Origin of the sequence: Streptomyces anthophorae (genome assembly GCF_049310305.1) — a bacterium.
In the GTDB taxonomy this organism is placed as follows: domain Bacteria; phylum Actinomycetota; class Actinomycetes; order Streptomycetales; family Streptomycetaceae; genus Streptomyces.
Genome location: NZ_JBLWQQ010000001.1, coordinates 6,689,034 through 6,711,059 on the forward strand (window position 1 = coordinate 6,689,034; position 22,026 = coordinate 6,711,059).

The window sequence follows — 22,026 nt, forward strand, 5'->3', positions numbered from 1 at the left end:
GTCACCCGGCATTGAAGCGTGTTGACCCGCGCCCCACAAGCCTCGATGCGCACCACACCGACCGCCGTCGCACGACCACGCACAGGCGTCGGGCGGCGCGGACGGCCGCGTACCGCCGGGAGCCGGGCGCCACCACCGCGGGGCACCCGAACTGTCACACACCGCCAGTAGGGTGTCTGACATGGCCGACCCCTCCAGCTACCGCCCCAAGCCGGGACAGATCCCCGACTCCCCAGGGGTGTACAGGTTCCGCGACGAGCACCGCCGAGTGATCTACGTCGGGAAGGCGAAGAGCCTGCGCCAGCGCCTGGCGAACTACTTCCAGGACCTGGCGAACCTGCACCCCCGTACGCGCACGATGGTCACCACGGCCGCGTCCGTGGAGTGGACGGTGGTGTCCACGGAGGTCGAGGCGCTTCAGCTGGAGTACTCCTGGATCAAGGAGTACGACCCCCGGTTCAACGTCAAGTACCGCGACGACAAGAGCTATCCGTACCTCGCGGTGACGATGAACGAGGACTTCCCGCGGGTCCAGGTGATGCGCGGCCAGAAGAAGAAGGGCGTGCGCTACTTCGGGCCCTACGGGCACGCGTGGGCGATCCGCGACACCGTGGACCTGCTCCTGCGCGTCTTCCCGGTGCGCACGTGCTCCAAGGGCGTGTTCAAGAACGCGGAGCGCACGGGCCGACCCTGCCTGCTCGGCTACATCGGCAAGTGCTCGGCGCCCTGCGTGGGCCGCGTCACGCCGGAGGAGCACCGCGAACTGGCCGAGGAGTTCTGCGACTTCATGGCGGGGCGTACGGGGACGTACATCCGGCGCCTGGAGAAGGACATGGCGGCGGCGGCCGACGAGATGGAGTACGAGCGGGCGGCCCGCCTGCGCGACGACATCGAGGCGCTCAAGAAGGCCATGGAGAAGAGCGCGGTCGTCCTCACCGACGCCACCGACGCCGACCTCGTCGCCCTCGCCGAGGACGAGCTGGAGGCGGCCGTCCAGATCTTCCACGTGCGCGGCGGTCGCGTGCGCGGCCAGCGCGGCTGGGTCACCGACAAGGTCGAGGCGGTCACCAGCGGTGACCTCGTCGAGCACGCGCTCCAGCAGCTCTACGGGGAGGAGACCGGGGACGCCGTCCCCAAGGAGGTCCTCGTCCCCGCGCTGCCCGAGCCCCTGGAGCCCGTCCAGGCCTGGCTCACCGAGCGCCGCGGGGCGAACGTGTCGTTGCGCATCCCGCAGCGCGGCGACAAGAAGGCGCTGATGGAGACCGTCCACCGGAACGCGCAGCAGTCGCTCGTCCTGCACAAGACGAAGCGTGCCTCCGACCTCACCACGCGCTCGCGCGCGCTTGAGGAGATCGCCGGGGCCCTCGACCTGGACAGCGCGCCGCTGCGCATCGAGTGCTACGACATCTCGCACCTCCAGGGCGACGACGTCGTCGCCTCCATGGTCGTCTTCGAGGACGGCCTCGCACGAAAGAGCGAATACCGCCGGTTCGAGATCAAGGGCTTCGAGGGCCAGGACGACGTCCGGTCGATGCACGAGGTCATCACCCGCCGCTTCAAGCGGTACCTCTCCGCACAGGCGAAGTCGCGCGAGTGGTCGGACGAGGAGCCGGACTCCGCCGACAGCGCCGAGGGGACCGACGGGACGGTCGTCGAGGAGTCGCGGCTCACGGAGGACGACGGCCGCCCCAAGAAGTTCGCCTACCCGCCCCAGCTCGTCGTGGTCGACGGCGGGCAGCCGCAGGTCGCGGCGGCCAAGCGGGCCTTGGACGAGCTCGGCATCGACGACATCGCGGTGTGCGGCCTCGCCAAGCGCCTCGAAGAGGTCTGGGTGCCGGACGAGGAGGACCCGGTGGTCCTGCCCCGTACCAGTGAAGGGCTCTACCTGCTCCAGCGCGTGCGGGACGAGGCGCACCGCTTCGCGATCACCTACCAGCGCTCCAAGCGGGCCAAGCGCTTCAGGGCGGGCCCGCTGGACGAGGTGCCGGGGCTCGGTGACTCGCGCAAGCAGACGCTGCTCAAGCACTTCGGGTCGGTGAAGCGGCTGCGGGCCGCCACCATCGACCAGATCTGCGAGGTGCCCGGCATAGGCCGCAAGACGGCCGAGGCCATCGTGGCGGCCTTCGCGCAGGCCGCGCCCGCGGCTCCGGCGGTGAACACCGCCACCGGAGAGATCATTGAAGAGGAAGACGAAGCGGCCGGTACGACGGACGTGCCGACCGGCGGGCAACCCGTCAGCGCGGGCGCCCCGGAAGAACGACGGGGGCAGGAGTCATGAGCGAGCAGGACCACGAGAGCAGCGACACCAGCGGCACGCCACAGGGCCCCGCAGCACAAGAACAGCAGCCGCAACCACAGCACGGAGCACACGTGAGCACGGGCACCGGATCAGGGACAGAGCCAGGCACGGAACCAGGCGCGGGCACGGCCCCGGAAACCGGCGCGGACACGGAAACAGGCACGGACGCCGCCGCGGACACCGGCAAGTCCGTCGAGGCGCCGGGCGTCCCCGACGCAGCCATCCCCGAGCTGGTGATCATCTCCGGGATGTCGGGCGCGGGCCGCTCCACGGCGGCGAAGTGTCTGGAGGACCTCGGCTGGTTCGTCGTCGACAACCTGCCGCCCGCGCTGATCCCCACCATGGTGGAGCTCGGCGCCCGCTCGCAGGGCAACGTCGCGCGGATCGCGGTCGTCGTCGATGTCCGCGGACGCCGCTTCTTCGACAACCTCCGGCAGTCCCTCGCGGACCTGGAGGCCAAGCACGTCACGCGCCGCATCGTCTTCCTGGAGTCCTCCGACGAGGCTCTGGTGCGCCGCTTCGAGTCCGTGCGCCGCCCGCACCCCCTCCAGGGCGACGGCCGCATCGTCGACGGCATCGACGCCGAGCGCGAGCTGCTGCGCGAGCTGCGCGGCGACGCCGACCTGGTCATCGACACCTCCAGCCTCAACGTCCACGAGCTGCGCGCCAAGATGGACGCCCAGTTCGCCGGCGAGGAGGAGCCCGAGCTGCGGGCCACCGTCATGTCGTTCGGCTTCAAGTACGGCCTGCCGGTCGACGCCGACCTCGTGGTCGACATGCGCTTCCTGCCGAACCCGCACTGGGTCCCCGAGCTGCGCCCCTTCACGGGCCTGAACGAGGAGGTGTCGAACTACGTCTTCTCGCAGCCCAGCGCCAAGGAGTTCCTCGACCGCTACACCGAGCTGCTCCAGCTGATCGCCGCCGGCTACCGCCGTGAGGGCAAGCGCTACGTGACGATCGCCGTCGGCTGCACGGGCGGCAAGCACCGCTCCGTCGCGACCTCGGAGAAGCTCGCCGCCCGCCTCGCCGCGCAGGGCGTGGAGACCGTGGTCGTCCATCGCGACATGGGACGGGAATGACGGGACGCACCCTGCGGCTCACCAGCAGGATCCGCCGCCGAACCTCGCCGGTGAAGCCCGGCAAGGGCGCCACACCCAAGGTCGTCGCCCTCGGCGGCGGCATGGGTCTTTCGGCGTCCCTGGCCGCGCTGCGCCGCATCACGAACAACCTGACGGCCGTCGTCACGGTCGCCGACGACGGCGGCTCCAGCGGCCGTCTGCGGGACGAACTGGGGGTGCTGCCGCCCGGCGACCTGCGCAAGGCCCTCGCGGCCCTGTGCGGGGACGACGACTGGGGCCAGACCTGGGCCCGCGTCATCCAGCACCGCTTCCAGTCCAAGGGCGAGCTGCACGAGCACGCGGTCGGCAATCTGCTGATCGTCGCCCTGTGGGAGCAGCTCGGTGACCATGTGCAGGCCCTCGACCTGGTCGGCAAGCTGCTCGGCGCGCAGGGGCGGGTGCTGCCCATGTCCGCCGTCCCGCTGGAGTTGCAGGCCCAGGTCAAGGGGCACGACCCGGCGAGCCCGGAGGACATCGAGACGGTGCGCGGCCAGGCCACGGTCGCGCTCACCCGCGGCGAGGTCCAGTCCGTGCACGTGGTGCCGCGCGACCCGCCGGCCGTCCCGGAGGCGGTCGCCGCGGTGCTCGACGCGGACTGGGTGGTGCTCGGCCCGGGCTCCTGGTTCTCCTCCGTGATTCCGCATCTGCTGGTCCCGGAGCTGCTCGACGCGCTGGTCGAGACGAAGGCCCGCAAGGTCCTCTCACTGAACCTCGCTCCGCAACCCGGAGAAACTGAGGGGTTCTCCCCGCAGCGTCATTTGGAAGTTTTGGGACGACACGCCCCTAAACTCGCCCTGGACGTGGTGCTGGCCGACGAGGCCGCCGTGCCCGATCGCGAATCCCTGACCGAAACCGCGCGTGAGCGTTTCGGTGCCGCGGTCGAGCTGGCGCCGGTGGCCAGGCCCGACGGCACTCCGAGGCACGACCCGGAGCTGTTGGCCGCCGCGTACGACCGTATTTTTCGGATGCATGGAAGGATCGGCCCATGGCGATGACGGCAGCGGTGAAGGACGAGATCTCCCGGCTCCCCGTCACCCGGACCTGCTGCAGGAAGGCCGAGGTATCGGCCATTCTGCGGTTTGCGGGCGGCCTTCACCTGGTGAGCGGCCGCATCGTGATCGAGGCGGAGCTGGACACCGCGATGGCCGCACGGCGGCTCAAGCGGGACATTCTCGAGATCTTCGGGCACAGCTCGGAGCTGATCGTGATGGCGCCCGGCGGGCTGCGCCGCGGCTCGCGGTTCGTTGTACGAGTGGTGGCGGGCGGCGACCAGCTGGCCCGCCAGACGGGCCTGGTGGACGGCCGCGGCCGTCCGATCCGGGGCCTGCCGCCCCAGGTGGTCTCGGGGGCCACCTGTGACGCGGAGGCGGCCTGGCGCGGCGCGTTCCTGGCGCACGGCTCGCTGACCGAGCCGGGGCGCTCCAGCTCCCTCGAGGTGACGTGCCCGGGCCCCGAGGCGGCGCTCGCCCTGGTCGGCGCGGCCCGCAGGCTCCAGATCGCGAGCAAGGCCCGCGAGGTGCGCGGCGTGGACCGCGTGGTGGTGCGCGACGGCGACGCGATCGGCGCCCTGCTCACCCGGATGGGTGCGCACGAGTCGGTGCTGGCCTGGGAGGAGCGGCGGATGCGCCGCGAGGTGCGCGCCACGGCGAACCGCCTCGCGAACTTCGACGACGCGAACCTGCGCCGCTCGGCCCGCGCCGCGGTCGCGGCCGGTGCCCGGGTGCAGCGCGCCCTGGAGATCCTCGCGGACGACGTGCCCGAGCACCTCGCCGCGGCAGGACGGCTGCGCATGGAGCACAAGCAGGCCTCCCTGGAGGAGCTGGGCGCGCTCGCAGACCCGCCGCTGACCAAGGACGCCGTCGCAGGCCGGATCCGCCGCCTGCTGGCCATGGCGGACAAGCGGGCCCAGGACCTCGGCCTCCCCGGCACGGAGTCCAACATCACGGAGGACATGGCCGAGGAGATGACGGAGGAGATGGCGCGGAGCCTCGCGGAGAACATGGCCGGCTGATCCGCGGCAGCTTTTCGACGAGCCGGTGGCGGCGCCCGATCGCGGGCGCCGCCACCGGCTTTTTCGCGCCCGTGAACGGGAGTTGAGGCCCCCTTGACTTGACCATGGACGGTCACGATTCTGACGCTTGTTCGCTTCTGCGGCATCGCGCCACAACCGTGGCAGACAACTGCAAGGGGGGCTCATGCGACGAAGTGTGGGACGAAGAACGGGCCGGACGGGACACGGAGCGGGGCGACGGGCGAGATCGATCCTCGCTGTCGGAGCGCTTGTCCTGGGGGCGGGAGGCGCCGCACTGGCGCCCGTCGCCCACGCGGACGACGGTCCGGCGAAGAGCAGTCAGGGCGCGGACGCCGTCAAGGTGTTCCGCGCCGAGGTGTCGAAGGAGCAGATACCCCTGCTCCTCCAGGCCGGCCAGGACGGCCACGAACTCAGTGAGCAGGCCCCCGACAAGGGCACCGCGAAGGTCGAGGTCTACCTCACCGACAAGCAGGCCGACAGCCTTCGCAAGAAGGGTGTCGAGCTCACCGAGCACAAGCTGAGCAGCGCGGCCGCCGCCCGCGTGAAGGCGGCGGGCGACGGCGTCTTCCGCCCGTACAGCGGCAAGGGCGGACTCCAGGAGGAGATGCTCCGTACCGGCCAGGAGCATCCCGACCTCACCAAGGTCGTCTCCATCGGCAAGACGGTCCAGGGCCAGGACATCCTCGCGCTCAAGCTCAGCAAGAACGCGAAGAAGACCAAGGACGGCGCGAAGCCGTCCGTGCTGTACATGTCGAACCAGCACGCGCGCGAGTGGATCACCCCGGAGATGACCCGCCGCCTGATGCACCACTACGTGGACAACTACTCCAAGGACGCGCGCATCAAGAAGCTCGTCGACTCCACGGAGATGTGGTTCGTCCTGTCCGCGAACCCCGACGGCTACGACTGGACGTTCAAGGACGCGGCCAACCGCCAGTGGCGCAAGAACATGCGCGACAACAACGGCGACGGCAAGTACACGACCGGCGACGGCGTCGACCTCAACCGCAACTTCGCCTACAAGTGGGGCTACGACGACGAGGGTTCGTCACCCGACCCCGCCAACCAGACCTACCGCGGCGCGAGCCCGGGCTCCGAACCGGAGACCAAGGCCCTCGACGCCTTCGAGAAGCGCGTCGGCTTCGACTACGCCATCAACTACCACTCCGCCGCCGAACTGCTGCTCTACGGAGTGGGCTGGCAGGTCGCCACGCCGACCCCGGACGACGTGCTCTACAAGGCGCTCGCCGGCACCCCGGAGAAGTCCGCGATCCCCGGCTACCACCCGCAGGTCTCCTCGGAGCTGTACACGACGAACGGCGAGGCCGACGGGCACGCCGGCAACGTCAACGGCATCTCGATGTTCACCCCCGAGATGAGCACCTGCCAGACCGCGTCGAACGTCGACCCCAACGACGCCTGGAAGCCCGGCGACTGCGCGTCGATCTTCACGTTCCCGGATGACGAGAAGCTCATCCAGGCCGAGTTCGAGAAGAACATCCCCTTCGCGATGTCGGTCGCCGAGACCGCCTCGCACCCGGACCAGCCGTCGTCCTCGGTCGGCATGGAGGCGCCCGACTTCACCCCGGCGAAGTTCACCACTTCGTACGCGCGCGGTGGGGACCAGGAAGTCTCCGTGACCGCGCGGAAGTCGGTCCGCGACAAGGAGCTGAACTACCGCATCAATGGCGGCCGTTCGCACGACGAGGAATTGCGCGCCTGGAAGGGCGGCGAGACCTACGGAGGCGACGACAATCTGCACTTCGACGCCTATCGGGCGAAGGTCGAGGACGCGGATGTGGGCGACAAGGTAGAGGTGTGGTTCACGGGGCGGACGAAATCCGGAAAGCGCACAAGTAGTGAGCCGTTCACCTACACCGTCGCCGCACGCGACAAGGGAGACACCCTGGTCGTCGCGGAGAACGACGCCGCGGGCGTGCAGACGGGCGCCTACGTGGACGCGCTCAAGGCGGCGGGCCGTTCGCCGGTCGTCTGGAACGTCGCGAAGCAGGGCGCTCCCGACCCCCTCGCGGTCCTCGGTCACTTCAAGGCGGTCGTCCACTACACGAGCGCGGACCGGCCGACCCTCGCCACCCAGCTCGCGATCCGTGACTACCTGAACGAGGGCGGCAAGCTCGTCGAGGCCGGCGAGAAGGCGGGCGGTTCCGTCGACATCGGCGACACCACGACGAACGACTTCAGCCAGTACTACCTGGGCGCCTACTCGCGCACGGCGTCTCCCGTGGCGACCCGCTTCGACGGCTCCGGCGCCCTCGACGGGATCGCCGCGAGCCTCGGCGACGCCCCCGGCAACCCGCTGAACGGCGCGGGTCTGTACGAGGCGACCTCCGCCACGCTGCCGAAGTTCACCAGCGCGGGAGCGGGCCAGTACGAGGGCGCGGGGATGGCGGCCGCCGTCCACACGGACGACGCGTACAAGCGTCTGACCCGCACGATCGACCTCAGCCAGGTCACCGCGGCCCAGCAGCCCATGCTGCGGATGCAGCTCCTGTGGGACACCGAGCCGGGCTACGACCACGTACTCCTGGAGGCGCACACCGCCGGGGCGGAGGACTGGACGACCCTGCCCGACCGGGACGGCTACACGTCGAACAAGGTGCCCACCGAGTGCGAGGCCGGGTTCTTCGTCCAGGACCACCCGGCGCTCACCCGCTACCTGACGCCGAACGGCGCCGCCTGCGGCAACACCGGCACCACGGGCCAGTGGAACAGCCTCACCGGCTCCTCGGACGACTGGAAGACGGTCTCGTACGACCTGAGCGCCTACGCCGGAAAGACCGTCGAGGTGTCCCTGAGCTACGTGAGCGACCCCGGCACCGGGGGCGAGGGCGTGCGCGCCGACAACGCCTCCGTCGTCATCGGGGGACAGGCCACCCAGACGGAGGACTTCGAGGCGTCGCTGGGCGTCTGGAAGGTGCCCGGGCCGCCCGCGGGCAGCCCGCCCGCCGTGAAGGACTGGGCGCTCGCCAAGGACCTGTTCACGACGTACGGCGCGATCCGCACCCCGGACACGGTGCTGCTCGGATTCGGCCTGGAACACGTCACCAGGACCGCCGATCGAAATGCGCTCATCCGAAAGGCCCTGCGCTCAATTAGCGAGTGATCAGGGTCTGAATTACCCGCGAAATACACAGCGGCCCGTACGTTACTCACGAGTACGGGCCGCTGTGTCCTACATAGAGTCGCTCGATGTCACCCCAAGCCTTTATGGGAGGTAGGGTCGGAGGCGGTCGGGGACATCCCAAATAAATCTCGCCGGCGTCGATACTCCGGCGTACCAACGAGGAGATCGGTTCGTGACGATCCGCGTAGGCATCAACGGCTTTGGCCGCATCGGTCGCAATTATTTCCGCGCCCTCCTTGAGCAGGGTGCAGACATCGAGATCGTGGCTGTCAACGACCTGGGTGACACCGCGACCACCGCACACCTTCTGAAGTACGACACCATCCTGGGCCGCCTCAAGGCCGAGGTGTCGCACACCGAGGACACCATCACGGTCGACGGCCACACCATCAAGGTGCTGTCCGAGCGCAACCCCGCCGACATCCCGTGGGGCGAGCTGGGCGTCGACGTCGTGGTCGAGTCCACCGGCATCTTCACGAAGAAGGCCGACGCCGAGAAGCACATCGCGGGCGGCGCCAAGAAGGTCCTCATCTCGGCTCCGGCCAAGGACGAGGACATCACCATCGTGATGGGCGTCAACCAGGACCAGTACGACCCGGCGAACCACCACGTCATCTCGAACGCGTCCTGCACCACCAACTGTGTGGCGCCGATGGCGAAGGTTCTCGACGAGAACTTCGGCATCGTCAAGGGCCTCATGACGACGGTCCACGCGTACACGAACGACCAGCGCATCCTGGACTTCCCGCACAGCGACCTGCGCCGCGCGCGGGCCGCCGCGGAGAACATCATCCCGACCACGACGGGCGCCGCCAAGGCCACCGCCCTGGTCCTGCCGCAGCTCAAGGGCAAGCTCGACGGCATCGCGATGCGCGTCCCGGTCCCGACCGGCTCGGCCACCGACCTGGTCGTCGACCTTCAGCGCGAGGTCACCAAGGACGAGGTCAACGCCGCGTTCAAGAAGGCCGCGGACGACGGCGCCCTCAAGGGCATCCTGTACTACACCGAGGACCCGATCGTGTCCTCGGACATCGTCAGCGACCCGGCCTCCTGCACCTTCGACTCCTCCCTGACGATGGTCCAGGAGGGCAAGACGGTGAAGATCCTCGGCTGGTACGACAACGAGTGGGGCTACTCCAACCGTCTCGTCGACCTCACGGTCTTCGTCGGCGGCCAGCTCTGAACCTCTAAGGTTCTGGAGCAGCAAGGCACTCAGATGTGAGCGAAGGGTCCGGACCCGCGCGATGCCGCGCGACAGTCCGGACCCTTCGCGCGTCAGCCGCCACGGCTCAGCCTTCAAGGCCGCTTACAAAAGAACGTGCACGACCAGCCCTCTCAAGGAGCCCATCCATGAAGACGATTGAGGAACTTCTCGCCGAAGGGGTCGACGGGAAGCGGGTGTTCGTCCGCGCCGACCTCAACGTGCCGCTGGCCGACGGCGTCATCACCGACGACGGCCGCATCCGTGCCGTCCTGCCCACCGTGCAGGCCCTGGCCGGCGCCGGCGCCAAGGTGATCGTCGCCTCCCACCTGGGCCGCCCCAAGGGCGCCCAGGACCCGCAGTTCTCCCTGCTGCCGGCCGCCGAGCGCCTCGGCGAGCTGCTCGGCAAGCCGGTCGCGTTCGCCCAGGACACGGTCGGTCCCGCGGCCAACGAGGCCGTGGACGGCCTGGAGCCCGGCCAGGTCGCCGTCATCGAGAACCTGCGCTTCAACGCCGGCGAGACGAGCAAGGACGACGCCGAGCGCGGCGACTTCGCCGAGCAGCTCGCCAATCTCGCCGACATCTACGTGGGCGACGGCTTCGGCGCGGTGCACCGCAAGCACGCCTCCGTGTACGACCTGCCGAAGCGGCTTCCGCACTACGCCGGCTACCTCATCGCCACCGAGGTCGGCGTTCTCAAGAAGCTCACCGACGACGTCAAGCGCCCCTACGTGGTCGCGCTCGGCGGCGCCAAGGTCTCCGACAAGCTGGCCGTCATCGACCAGCTGCTCGGCAAGGCCGACCGCCTCCTCATCGGCGGCGGCATGGCGTACACCTTCCTCAAGGCCAAGGGCTACGAGGTCGGCATCTCGCTCCTCCAGGAGGACCAGCTCCCGACCGTCACGGAGTACATGGAGCGCGCCGAGAAGAACGGCGTGGAGCTCGTGCTCCCGGTCGACGTCCTGGTCTCGTCCGAGTTCCCGGACCTCAAGGGCAAGACGCCGGCCAACCCCTCGACCGTCGCCGCGGACGCCATCCCGGCCGACCAGGAGGGCCTGGACATCGGCCCGGAGACCCGGGAGCTGTACGCCTCGAAGCTCGCCGACGCCGAGACCGTGTTCTGGAACGGCCCGATGGGCGTCTTCGAGCACCCCGACTACGCCGAGGGCACCAAGGCGGTCGCCCAGGCCCTCATCGACGCTCCCGGCTTCACCGTGGTGGGTGGCGGAGACTCCGCCGCCGCGGTCCGTACCCTGGGCTTCGACGAGAAGGCATTCGGCCACATCTCGACCGGCGGTGGCGCCTCCCTCGAGTACCTCGAGGGCAAGACGCTGCCCGGTCTCGCCGCACTGGAGGACTGACCCCGCATGACTGCTCCCGTACAGGGCCGCACGCCGCTGATGGCGGGCAACTGGAAGATGAACCTCAACCACCTCGAGGCCATCGCGCACGTCCAGAAGCTCGCTTTCGCTCTCGCGGACAAGGACTACGACTCCGTCGAGGTCGCCGTCCTGCCGCCGTTCACCGACCTGCGCTCCGTGCAGACGCTGGTCGACGGCGACAAGCTGAAGATCAAGTACGGTGCCCAGGACGTGTCGGCGCACGACTCCGGCGCGTACACCGGTGAGATCTCGGGCCCGATGCTCGCCAAGCTGAAGTGCACCTTCGTGGCGATCGGCCACTCGGAGCGCCGGCAGTACCACGACGAGACCGACGAGATCGTCAACGGCAAGGTGAAGGCCGCGTACAAGCACGGCCTCACGCCGATCCTGTGCGTCGGTGAGGAGCTGGACGTCCGCGAGGCGGGCGACCACGTCTCGCACACGCTCGCCCAGGTCGAGGGCGGTCTCAAGGACCTGCCCGCCGAGCAGGCCGAGACCATCGTCATCGCGTACGAGCCCGTGTGGGCCATCGGCACCGGCAAGGTGTGCGGCGCCGACGACGCGCAGGAGGTCTGCGGGGCCATCCGCGGCAAGCTCGCCGAGCTGTACTCGCAGGACGTGGCCGACAAGGTCCGCATCCAGTACGGCGGCTCGGTGAAGTCCGGGAACGTCGCGGAGATCATGTCCAAGCCCGACATCGACGGCGCGCTGATCGGCGGCGCCTCGCTGGACGCGGACGAGTTCGTCAAGATCGTTCGCTTCCACGAGCAGTGACACGGGCAGCGAGTAGGCGCTAGGCGCCATACGTCGTACCCTTGCGGGGCCGAGGCTCTTTACCGGGCTTCGGCCCCGTCGTCCAAGCAAGTCCGACATATAAGTCCGAGGAAGTTGGTCCAGCCGTGGTTATGGGGTTCTCGATCGCCCTGATCGTCTTCAGCCTGCTGCTGATGCTCCTGGTGCTCATGCACAAGGGAAAGGGTGGCGGCCTCTCCGACATGTTCGGTGGCGGCATGCAGTCCTCCGTCGGCGGCTCCTCGGTCGCCGAGCGGAACCTCGACCGGATCACGATCGTGGTCGGTCTCCTGTGGTTCGCGTGCATCGTGGTGCTCGGCATTCTGATGAAGATCAACAACTGACTTTCGGGCGCCGCTCTTGCGGGCCGGCCCGCCACAACCGCATATCTCCCACGTAAAGCCCCATGTTCGGTACGCGCTCAACAACGCGGCCTATCATGGGGCTTGCGTCTGGGGAGCGATGTAACTCCAAGCACTGGACGCGCGTTGGGCCTTACGTAGACTGAGGCGCTCCGCGGCGAAGCGCGAACGCCGACACGCTTCGCGGCACCATCACGCAGGGAGTTACGACCGTGGCAAGTGGCAACGCGATCCGAGGAAGTCGGGTCGGGGCGGGGCCGATGGGCGAGGCCGAGCGCGGCGAGTCCGCGCCGCGCCTGCGCATCTCCTTCTGGTGCTCGAACGGGCACGAGACGCAGCCGAGCTTCGCCTCCGACGCGCAGGTGCCGGAGACCTGGGACTGTCCGCGCTGCGGATTCCCGGCCGGGCAGGACCGGGACAACCCGCCGGACCCGCCGCGTACGGAGCCGTACAAGACGCATCTGGCCTACGTGCGGGAGCGGCGCAGCGACGCGGACGGCGAGGCGATCCTCGCCGAGGCGCTCGCGAAACTGCGGGGCGAGATCTGACCCACGAATGGGCCGGTCACCTGAGAAGGTGCCCGGCCCTTTCTCGTACCTCTTTCGTGTGGCCACGGAAAGGCCCGATTCACCCTGATCAATTAGGTTGGACGGGAGCAGCGGGGCACCGTACGTACCCAGGTACGAGAGAAGGCTGAACTTCGAGATGAACGCGTCCGACAAGCAGGCAGCACTCACCCAGACGCCCGAATGGCAGGCGCTCGTCAAGCACCGGCAGCAGCTGGGCGACGTAGGGCTGCGGGATTTGTTCGAGGCCGATCCCGCGCGCGGGTCCGACTGGACGCTGCGGGTCGGTGACCTGCACGTCGACTACTCGAAGCACCTGGTCACCGAGGAGACGCTGCGGCTGCTGCGCGAGCTGGCCGCCGCGACCGACGTGTTCGGCCTGCGCGACGCCATGTTCCGCGGCGACAGGATCAACACGACCGAGGACCGGGCCGTCCTGCACACCGCGCTGCGCGCCCCGCGTGACGCCGTGATCGAGGTCGACGGCGAGAACGTGGTGCCGGGTGTGCACGCCGTGCTCGACAAGATGGCCGCCTTCGCCGACCGGGTCAGGTCGGGGGAGTGGACCGGGCACACCGGCAAGCGCATCAGGAACGTCGTCAACATCGGTATCGGCGGCTCCGACCTCGGGCCCGCGATGGCGTACGAGGTGCTGCGCTCCTTCACCGACCGCGAGCTGACCGTCCGCTTCGTGTCGAACGTCGACGGCGCCGACCTGCACGAGGCCGTCCGCGACCTCGACCCGGCCGAGACGCTGTTCGTCATCGCCTCGAAGACCTTCACCACCATCGAGACGATCACCAACGCGACGTCCGCGCGCAACTGGCTGCTCACCGAGCTGAGGGCCGGTCAGGAAGCCGTCGCCAAGCACTTCGTGGCGCTGTCGACGAACGCCGAGAAGGTGTCGGAGTTCGGCATCGACACGGCCAACATGTTCGAGTTCTGGGACTGGGTCGGCGGGCGTTATTCGTACGACTCCGCGATCGGCCTGGCGTTGATGATCGCGATCGGTCCGGACGCGTTCCGCGAGATGCTCGACGGGTTCCACCTCGTCGACGAGCACTTCCGCACCGCGCCCGCCGAGTCCAACGTGCCTTTGCTGATGGGCCTGTTGGGCATCTGGTACGGAAACTTCCACGACGCCCAGTCGCACGCCGTGCTGCCGTACTCGCACTACCTCTCCAAGTTCACGGCGTACCTCCAGCAGCTCGACATGGAGTCGAACGGCAAGTACGTGCAGCGCAACGGCGAGGAGGTCCGCTGGCAGACCGGGCCCGTGGTGTGGGGCACGCCGGGCACGAACGGGCAGCACGCCTACTACCAACTGATCCACCAGGGAACGAAGTTGATCCCGGCGGACTTCATCGGCTTCGCCGAGCCCGTCGCCGATCTGCTGCCGGGGCTCGTCGCCCAGCACGACCTCCTGATGGCGAACTTCTTCGCGCAGACCCAGGCGCTGGCGTTCGGCAAGACGCCCGACGAGGTGCGCGCCGAAGGGGTGCCCGAGGAGCTGGTGCCGCACAAGACGTTCAAGGGCAACCACCCGACGACCACGATCCTCGCGAAGGACCTCACGCCGTCCGTGCTCGGGCAGTTGGTCGCCCTCTACGAGCACAAGGTGTTCGTGCAGGGCGCCGTCTGGAACATCGACTCCTTCGACCAGTGGGGCGTCGAACTCGGCAAGGTGCTCGCCAAGCGCGTGGAGCCCGCGCTCACCGAGGGCGCGCAGGTGCCGGGGCTCGACGAGTCGACGAAGGCGCTGGTCGCGAAGTACCGGGAGCTGCGGGGACGTTAAGCGTTATTGGGGTGCGCAAAGCCCTTCCGGCGGGCGAGACTGCCCGTCCGTGACCCTGCCGGGAGGCACCCTGTGGACCAGCTCATGTCGGCGCTCGCCGACCCCGACCGACTCAGGCTCTACGCGCGCATCGTCCTCGACGACCTACCGCCCCGCGAGGCCGACTCCCCACTGGCCCGCAAGCACCTCGGCAAGCTGATCGCCGCGGGGCTCGTCCAGCGCCTCGACGACGGCTCGCTGTGGGCCGGGCCCGAGATCTTCCGCCACCACCGGGCCGCCGAGCCCGCGTCGGGGGTCCCGCGCCACCTCACCGGGTTCTTCTCCCGGGGCCGTCTCACCGCCATACCGGTACGCCCGACCGTCCGCCACGACCTCCTCGTGCATCTCACCGGCACCCTCTTCGACGCCGAGCGCACGTACAGCGAGCGCGAGGTCAACGAGGCGCTGCGCACGGTCCACGACGACACGGCCGCGCTGCGCCGCTACTGCGTCATCGACGGCCTCCTCGTACGCGAGAAGGACGGCTCGGACTACCGGGTGCCGCAGCACGCGTAGGGCCCCACTTCTTAAGAAGCGGGGCCCTGGCGCCTACGTAGGACGTCGTTACGCGACAGCCGGCGGGTACAGCGCCGGCGGCAGCTGCGATGCGGCGGCGGCGTCGAGCAGCCACAGCGTGCGCGAGCGCCCGTACGCGCCCGCCGCCGGGGCCTGGATCTCGCCCGCGCCGGACAGCGCGATCGCGGCGGCCTTCGCCTTGTCCTCGCCCGCGGCGAGCAGCCACACCTCGCGCGCGGCCCGGATCGCCGGGAGCGTGAGCGTGGTGCGGGTGGGCGGGGGCTTGGGGGCGCCGTGCACGCCGACGACCGTGCGCTCCGTCTCGCGGACCGCCGGCAGCTCGGGGAAGAGCGACGCGACGTGCGTGTCAGGGCCCACGCCGAGCATCAGGACGTCGAAGGTCGGCACGGGGCCGTGGTCCTCGGGCCCCGCGGCGTTGGCGAGTTCGGCCGCGTACGCCTCGGCCGCGGCCTCCGCCTCGAAGGGGCCGTCCGACGCGGGCATGGGGTGCACGCGCGCGGGGTCCAGCGGCACCGCGTCCAGCAGTGCCTCCCTCGCCTGTGTGTAGTTGCGCTCGGGGTCGCCGTCCGGCAGGAAGCGCTCGTCTCCCCACCAGAGGTCGAGACGGCCCCAGTCGATCGCGTCCCTGGCGGGGGCCGCATGCAGCGCGGCCAGCAGGCCGTTGCCGTTGCGGCCGCCCGTCAGGACGACGGAGGCGGAGCCGCGGGCGGACTGGGCGTCGACGATCTTGGTGATCAGCCGGGCCGCGGCCGCCTGCGCCATCAGCTCCTTGTCGCGGTGGACGACGAGTTGGGGTGCTGCACTCACTTGTCTGCGCTCACTTCGTCGTTGCCTTCTTGGCCGGAGCCTTTTTGGCAGGGGCCTTCTTGGCCGGTGCCTTCTTCGCGGCCGCCTTCTGGGCGGGCGCCGCCGTGGGCGCGGCCGAGGCCGCCGACGACACCGAGTCCGGCACCGTCTTCTGGTCCTCGGGCTCGCCGAGCCGGTCCACGCCGAACCGCAGCGCGGCGGCGTAGGTGTCGTCCGGGTCGAGGCGGCGCAGCTCCTCCGCGATCAGCTCGGACGTCTCGCGGCGCTTGAGCGCCACCGCGCGGTCCGGCTGGCCCTGGATGGAGAGGGTGGCGAGGGTGCCGTCGGCCCGGTCGAGGACGATCGGGCCGCACGTGGACTCCATGCGTACGCCGGTCAGGCCCGGGCCCGCCGACAGGCTGCGCCGCACCGGGACGTCGAGCCGGTCCGCGAGCCACATCGCGAGCAGCTCGCAGCTCGGGTTGAACTCCTCGCCCTCGACCTCGACCGAGGTGACGTCGCAGGTCACCTGGTCGAGCGCGGCGGCCAGCATCGAGCGCCACGGCGTGATGCGGGTCCACGACAGATCCGTGTCACCGGGGGCGTAGGACTCGGCCCTCGCCTCCAGTTCGTGAACCGGCTGCTCGGCCGCGTACGTGTCCGTGACGCGGCGCTGGGCCAATGCGCCGAGCGGGTCGTTCGCGGGGTCCAGGGGCGCGTCCACGGGCCACCAGACGACCGTGGGGGCGTCCGGGAGCAGCAGCGGGAGCACGACCGACTGGGCGTGGTTGATCACCTCGCCGTACAGGCGCAGGACGACGGTCTCGCCCGTGCCCGCCTCGGCGCCCACCCGCACCTCGGCGTCGAGCCGGGACTTCGTGCGGTCGCGGGGGGAGCGCGAGACGCGCTTGATGACCACGAGGGTGCGCGAGGGGTGCTCGCGCGAGGCCTCGTTGGCGGCCTTCAGGGCGTCGTAGGCGTTCTCCTCGTCGGTGACGATGACGAGGGTCAGCACCATGCCGACGGCGGGTGTGCCGATGGCGCGGCGGCCCTTGACGAGCGCCTTGTTGATCTTGCTGGAGGTGGTGTCCGTGAGGTCGATCTTCATGGCCGGCGCCAGCTCCGTCCGTCTCGTGCGAGCATTTCGTCCGCCTCGGCGGGCCCCCACGTGCCGGACGGGTACTGCGCGGGCTTGCCGTGCTTGTCCCAGTAGCCCTCGATCGGGTCGAGGATGTTCCAGGACAGCTCGACCTCCTCGGTGCGCGGGAAGAGGTTGGCGTCGCCCAGCAGGACGTCCAGGATCAGCCGCTCGTACGCCTCGGGGCTCGACTCCGTGAAGGACTCGCCGTACGCGAAGTCCATCGAGACGTCGCGGATCTCCATCGACGTGCCCGGCACCTTGGAGCCGAAGCGGACCGTGATGCCCTCGTCCGGCTGGACGCGGATCACGATCGCGTTCTGCCCCAGCTCCTCCGTCGCCGTGTGGTCGAAGGGGGAGTGCGGAGCCCGCTGGAAGACGACGGCGATCTCGGTGACGCGGCGGCCGAGGCGCTTGCCGGTGCGGAGGTAGAACGGGACGCCCGCCCAGCGGCGGTTGTCCACCTCCAGCTTGATCGCCGCGTACGTGTCGGTCTTCGACTTGGGGTCGATGCCGTCTTCCTGGAGATAGCCGACGGCCTTCTCGCCGCCCTGCCACCCGGCCGCGTACTGCGCGAACACCGTGTCGCGGCCGATGTCCTTCGGCAGCTTCACGGCGCCGAGCACCTTGGCCTTCTCGGCGACGAGCGCGTCCGCGTCGAAGGAGGCGGGCTCCTCCATCGCGGTCAGCGCCATCAGCTGGAGGAGGTGGTTCTGGATGACGTCGCGCGCGGCGCCGATGCCGTCGTAGTAGCCGGCGCGGCCGCCGATACCGATGTCCTCGGCCATCGTGATCTGGACGTGGTCGACGTACGACCGGTTCCAGATCGGCTCGAACATCTGGTTGGCGAAGCGCAGCGCCAGGATGTTCTGGACGGTCTCCTTGCCGAGGTAGTGGTCGATCCGGAACACCTGGTCCGGGTCGAACACCTCGTGCACGATCGCGTTCAGCTCCTTGGCGGAGGCGAGATCGTGCCCGAAGGGCTTCTCGATGACGGCGCGCCGCCAGGAGTCGTTCGAGCCGTCCGCCAGGCCGTGCTTCTTGAGCTGCTGCACGACCTGCGGGAAGAACTTGGGGGGAACGGAGAGGTAGAACGCGAAGTTGCCGCCCGTGCCCTGCGACTTGTCCAGGTCGTTGATGGTCGCCTTGAGCTGCTCGAACGCGTCGTCGTCGTCGAAGTTGCCCTGGACGAAGCGCATCCCCTGGATGAGCTGCTGCCAGACCTCCTCGCGGAACGGCGTGCGCGCGTGCTGCTTGACCGCGTCGTGCACCTCCTGCGCGAAGTCCTCGTCCTGCCACTCGCGACGGGCGAACCCGATGAGCGAGAAGCCGGGCGGGAGCAGACCCCGGTTCGCGAGGTCATAAACCGCAGGCATCAGCTTCTTACGTGACAAATCGCCCGTAACGCCGAAAATCACCAGGCCCGACGGCCCCGCGATGCGCGGGAGCCGTCGGTCGGCGGCGTCACGGAGCGGATTGCTGTTCGCTCCGTGTGCGGTCAAGGGATCAGCCCTCCGAGGGGGCGAGGCGCTTGAGCTCCGCCTCGGTCGACTTCAGCAGGTCGTTCCAGGACGCCTCGAACTTCTCGACGCCCTCGTCCTCCAGGAGCTGCACGACCTCGTCGTACGAGATCCCCAGCTTCTCGACGGCCTCGATCTCCTTGCGGGACTGGTCGTACGTGCCCGCGATCGTGTTCCCGGTGATCTGGCCGTGGTCGGCCGTCGCCTCCAGGGTGGCCTCCGGCATGGTGTTCACCGTGCCGGGAGCGACCAGGTCGTCCACGTACAGGGTGTCCTTGTACGCCTTGTCCTTGACGCCCGTCGAGGCCCACAGCGGACGCTGCTTGTTGGCCTGCGCCTTGTCGAGCGCGGCCCAGCGGTCGGAGGAGAAGACCTCCTCGTACGCCTCGTACGCGAGCCGCGCGTTGGCGAGTGCGGCCTTGCCGCGCGCCGCCTTGGCGTCGTCCGTGCCGAGGGCGTCGATCCGCTTGTCGATCTCGGCGTCCACGCGGGACACGAAGAACGAGGCGACCGAGTGGATCGTCGACAGGTCGAGGCCCTTGGCCTTGGCCTTCTCCAGGCCGGCGAGGTAGGCGTCCATGACCTCGCGGTAGCGCTCGAGGGAGAAGATCAGCGTGACGTTGACGCTGATGCCGTTGCCGATCGTCTCGGTGATCGCGGGCAGGCCCGCCTTGGTCGCCGGGATCTTGATCAGCGTGTTCGGCCGGTCCACCAGCCACGCCAGCTGGCGGGCCTCGGCGACCGTCGCCCTGGTGTTGTGCGCCAGGCGCGGGTCGACCTCGATCGACACGCGGCCGTCCTGGCCGCCCGTCGCGTCGAAGACCGGGCGCAGGATGTCGGCGGCGTCGCGGACGTCCGCCGTCGTGATCATGCGGATGGCCTCTTCGACGGTGACCTTCCGGGCGGCGAGGTCGGCGAGCTGCTGCTCGTAGCCGTCACCGCTGGAGATCGCCTTCTGGAAGATCGACGGGTTGGTCGTGACGCCCACGACGTGCTGCTCGTCGATCAGCTCGGCCAGGTTGCCGGACGTGATCCGCTTGCGCGACAGGTCGTCCAGCCAGATCGCGACGCCTTCCTCGGAGAGGCGCTTGAGTGCGTCTGTCATGGAAATTGCATCTCCTACAGGTCGTGTACTGGCGTCAGCGCTGCGCCGCGGCGAGGGATTCCTTCGCCTTGGCGGCCACGTTCTCGGCAGTGAAGCCGAACTCCTTGAAGAGGACCTTTCCGTCGGCGGACGCACCGAAGTGCTCCAGCGAAACGATGCGGCCGGCGTCACCGACGAAGCGGTGCCAGGTCAGACCGATCCCGGCCTCGACCGCGACGCGCGCCTTGACCGACGGCGGCAGGACGCTGTCCCGGTACCCCTGGTCCTGCTCCTCGAACCACTCGACGCACGGCATCGAGACGACGCGGGTGGCGATGCCCTCGGACTCCAGCTGCTCACGGGCCTCGACGGCCAGGTGCACCTCGGAGCCGGTGGCGATCAGGATCAGGTCCGGCGTCGCCTTGGAGGCCTCGGCCAGGACGTAGCCGCCCTTGACCGTGTCCTCGTTGGCGTCGTACGTCGGCACGCCCTGGCGGGTCAGCGACAGGCCGTGCGGGTGCGAGACGCCGTACTCCTTCTTGCCGCGCCTGAGGATCTCGCGCCAGGCGATGGCCGTCTCGTTGGCGTCCGCGGGACGGACGACGTTGAGGCCGGGGATGGCGCGCAGCGAGGCGAGGTGCTCGACCGGCTGGTGCGTCGGGCCGTCCTCACCGAGGCCGATGGAGTCGTGCGTCCACACGTACGTGACGGGCAGCGACATCAGCGCGGACAGACGGACCGCGTTGCGCATGTAGTCGGAGAACACCAGGAAGGTGCCGCCGTAGATGCGCGTGTGGCCGTGCAGCGCGATGCCGTTCATCTCCGCGGCCATGGAGTGCTCGCGGATGCCGAAGTGGATCGTGCGGCCGTACGGGTCGGCCTCCGGCAGCGGGTTGCCCTTGGGCAGGAACGACGACGTCTTGTCGATCGTCGTGTTGTTCGAGCCCGCGAGGTCGGCGGAGCCGCCCCACAGCTCGGGGATCACACCGCCGAGCGCCTGGAGGACCTTGCCGGAGGCGGCACGGGTGGCGACGGCCTTGCCGGTCTCGAAGACCGGGAGCTTCTCCTCCCAGCCGGCCGGCAGCTCGCCCGCGTTGATGCGGTCGAACTCGGCGGCGCGCTCCGGGTTGGCGGAGCGCCACTCGGCGAGCCGCTTCTCCCACTCGGCCTTGGCCTGCGCGCCGCGCTCCAGGGCGCCGCGCGTGTGGTTGATGACCTCGTCGGAGACGTCGAAGGACTTCTCCGGGTCGAAGCCGAGGACGCGCTTGGTGGCGGCCACCTCGTCGTCGCCGAGCGCCGAGCCGTGCGCGGCCTCGGTGTTCTGCGCGTTCGGGGCCGGCCAGGCGATGATCGAGCGCAGCGCGATGAAGGACGGCTTGTCGGTGACGGCCTTGGCGGCCTCGATGGCGTTGAAGATCGCCTCGGGGTCCAGGTCGCCGTCCGCCTTCGGCTCCACGCGCTGGACGTGCCAGCCGTAGGCCTCGTAGCGCTTGCAGGTGTCCTCGGAGACCGCGGTCTCGGTGTCGCCCTCGATCGAGATGTGGTTGTCGTCCCACAGCAGGACCAGGTTGCCGAGCTGCTGGTGGCCCGCCATGGAGGAGGCCTCCGCGGAGATGCCCTCCTGAAGGCAGCCGTCGCCGGCGATGGCGAAGACGTAGTGGTCGAACGGGCTCTCCCCGGCGGCGGCCTCGGGGTCGAACAGGCCGCGCTCGTAGCGGGCGGCCATGGCCATGCCCACCGCGTTGGCGACGCCCTGGCCGAGCGGGCCCGTGGTCGTCTCCACACCGGTGGTGTGCCCGTACTCCGGGTGGCCCGGCGTCCTGGAGCCCCAGGTGCGGAACGCCGCGAGGTCGTCCAGCTCCAGGCCGAAGCCCGCCAGGTACAGCTGGATGTAGAGGGTCAGGGACGAGTGCCCCGCGGACAGGACGAAACGGTCCCGCCCGACCCAGTCGGCGTCCGCCGGGTCGTGCCGCATCACCTTCTGGAAGAGGGTGTACGCGGCCGGGGCCAGGCTCATCGCCGTACCGGGATGGCCGTTGCCGACCTTCTGTACGGCGTCGGCGGCCAGGACGCGAGCGGTGTCAACGGCCCGCTGGTCCACATCGGTCCACTCGAAGTCTGTGGTGGTCGGCTTGGTGCTCACCCTGGGTCAGGGCTCCTCTCCACATGTCTCATTGCCGGTGACGTCTGTCACCAGCCGTTGTCGAGCCTACCCTCGCTGGAACGTGCT

17 protein-coding genes are annotated in these 22,026 nt (G+C 69.5%); 12 read left to right on the forward strand and 5 right to left on the reverse strand.

The window, feature by feature from the left end:
* The first annotated feature begins 181 nt into the window (after positions 1-181).
* From uvrC to ACNYS0_RS30380, 12 genes are all read left to right on the forward strand, one after another.
* Positions 182-2,278 (forward strand): excinuclease ABC subunit UvrC, encoded by a 2,097-nt coding sequence (gene uvrC, locus ACNYS0_RS30325; RefSeq protein ID WP_422478015.1) that lies wholly within the window; start codon positions 182-184, stop codon positions 2,276-2,278.
* Positions 2,275-3,378: an RNase adapter RapZ gene (gene rapZ, locus ACNYS0_RS30330; protein WP_422478017.1), complete on the forward strand. Its 1,104-nt coding sequence runs from the start codon at positions 2,275-2,277 to the stop codon at positions 3,376-3,378. The genes uvrC and rapZ overlap by 4 nt, the downstream gene beginning before the upstream one ends.
* Entirely contained in the window at positions 3,375-4,412 is a 1,038-nt protein-coding gene (locus tag ACNYS0_RS30335) for a gluconeogenesis factor YvcK family protein (protein WP_422478019.1), read from the forward strand. Before rapZ ends, ACNYS0_RS30335 begins: the two co-directional genes overlap by 4 nt.
* Entirely contained in the window at positions 4,403-5,428 is a 1,026-nt protein-coding gene (gene whiA, locus ACNYS0_RS30340) for a DNA-binding protein WhiA (RefSeq protein ID WP_422478021.1), read from the forward strand. The genes ACNYS0_RS30335 and whiA overlap by 10 nt, the downstream gene beginning before the upstream one ends.
* Positions 5,429-5,612: 184 nt before the next feature.
* A complete protein-coding gene (locus tag ACNYS0_RS30345) occupies positions 5,613-8,573 on the forward strand; it encodes a M14 family metallopeptidase (protein ID WP_422478023.1) in 2,961 nt (986 codons plus the stop codon).
* A 193-nt stretch (positions 8,574-8,766) separates the two neighbouring features.
* On the forward strand, positions 8,767-9,777 hold the full coding sequence (gap, locus tag ACNYS0_RS30350; RefSeq protein WP_422478025.1) for a type I glyceraldehyde-3-phosphate dehydrogenase: 1,011 nt from the start codon (positions 8,767-8,769) through the stop codon (positions 9,775-9,777).
* A gap of 167 nt (positions 9,778-9,944) precedes the next feature.
* On the forward strand, positions 9,945-11,156 hold the full coding sequence (locus ACNYS0_RS30355; RefSeq protein WP_422478027.1) for a phosphoglycerate kinase: 1,212 nt from the start codon (positions 9,945-9,947) through the stop codon (positions 11,154-11,156).
* Between the two features lie 6 nt (positions 11,157-11,162).
* Entirely contained in the window at positions 11,163-11,951 is a 789-nt protein-coding gene (gene tpiA, locus ACNYS0_RS30360) for a triose-phosphate isomerase (RefSeq protein WP_422478029.1), read from the forward strand.
* Between the two features lie 131 nt (positions 11,952-12,082).
* Positions 12,083-12,313, forward strand: a complete 231-nt coding sequence (secG, locus tag ACNYS0_RS30365) for a preprotein translocase subunit SecG (protein WP_306322637.1) — start codon at positions 12,083-12,085, stop codon at positions 12,311-12,313.
* Positions 12,314-12,543: 230 nt separating this feature from the next.
* A complete protein-coding gene (locus ACNYS0_RS30370) occupies positions 12,544-12,879 on the forward strand; it encodes an RNA polymerase-binding protein RbpA (RefSeq protein ID WP_003976875.1) in 336 nt (111 codons plus the stop codon).
* A 157-nt stretch (positions 12,880-13,036) separates the two neighbouring features.
* Entirely contained in the window at positions 13,037-14,692 is a 1,656-nt protein-coding gene (gene pgi, locus ACNYS0_RS30375; protein ID WP_422478031.1) for a glucose-6-phosphate isomerase, read from the forward strand.
* A gap of 72 nt (positions 14,693-14,764) precedes the next feature.
* On the forward strand, positions 14,765-15,247 hold the full coding sequence (locus tag ACNYS0_RS30380; protein WP_422478033.1) for a DUF2087 domain-containing protein: 483 nt from the start codon (positions 14,765-14,767) through the stop codon (positions 15,245-15,247).
* 48 nt (positions 15,248-15,295) lie between these two features.
* On the opposite strand, the gene pgl is transcribed toward ACNYS0_RS30380, so the two are convergent.
* Genes pgl through tkt form a run of 5 tightly spaced genes read right to left on the reverse strand, consistent with a single transcriptional unit; the run spans position 15,296 to position 21,939 of the window.
* Positions 15,296-16,075, reverse strand: a complete 780-nt coding sequence (gene pgl / locus ACNYS0_RS30385) for a 6-phosphogluconolactonase (protein WP_422478035.1) — start codon at positions 16,073-16,075, stop codon at positions 15,296-15,298.
* A 10-nt stretch (positions 16,076-16,085) separates the two neighbouring features.
* Complete coding sequence (gene opcA, locus ACNYS0_RS30390; protein WP_422478037.1) at positions 16,086-17,162, reverse strand: glucose-6-phosphate dehydrogenase assembly protein OpcA; 1,077 nt, start codon at positions 17,160-17,162, stop codon at positions 16,086-16,088.
* Positions 17,159-18,694, reverse strand: coding sequence for a glucose-6-phosphate dehydrogenase (zwf, locus tag ACNYS0_RS30395; RefSeq protein ID WP_422478039.1), 1,536 nt, complete (start codon positions 18,692-18,694; stop codon positions 17,159-17,161). Before zwf ends, opcA begins: the two co-directional genes overlap by 4 nt.
* A 4-nt stretch (positions 18,695-18,698) precedes the next feature.
* Positions 18,699-19,817, reverse strand: coding sequence for a transaldolase (tal, locus tag ACNYS0_RS30400; protein ID WP_422478041.1), 1,119 nt, complete (start codon positions 19,815-19,817; stop codon positions 18,699-18,701).
* Positions 19,818-19,851: 34 nt separating this feature from the next.
* Complete coding sequence (tkt, locus tag ACNYS0_RS30405; RefSeq protein WP_422478043.1) at positions 19,852-21,939, reverse strand: transketolase; 2,088 nt, start codon at positions 21,937-21,939, stop codon at positions 19,852-19,854.
* Positions 21,940-22,026 lie beyond the last annotated feature (87 nt).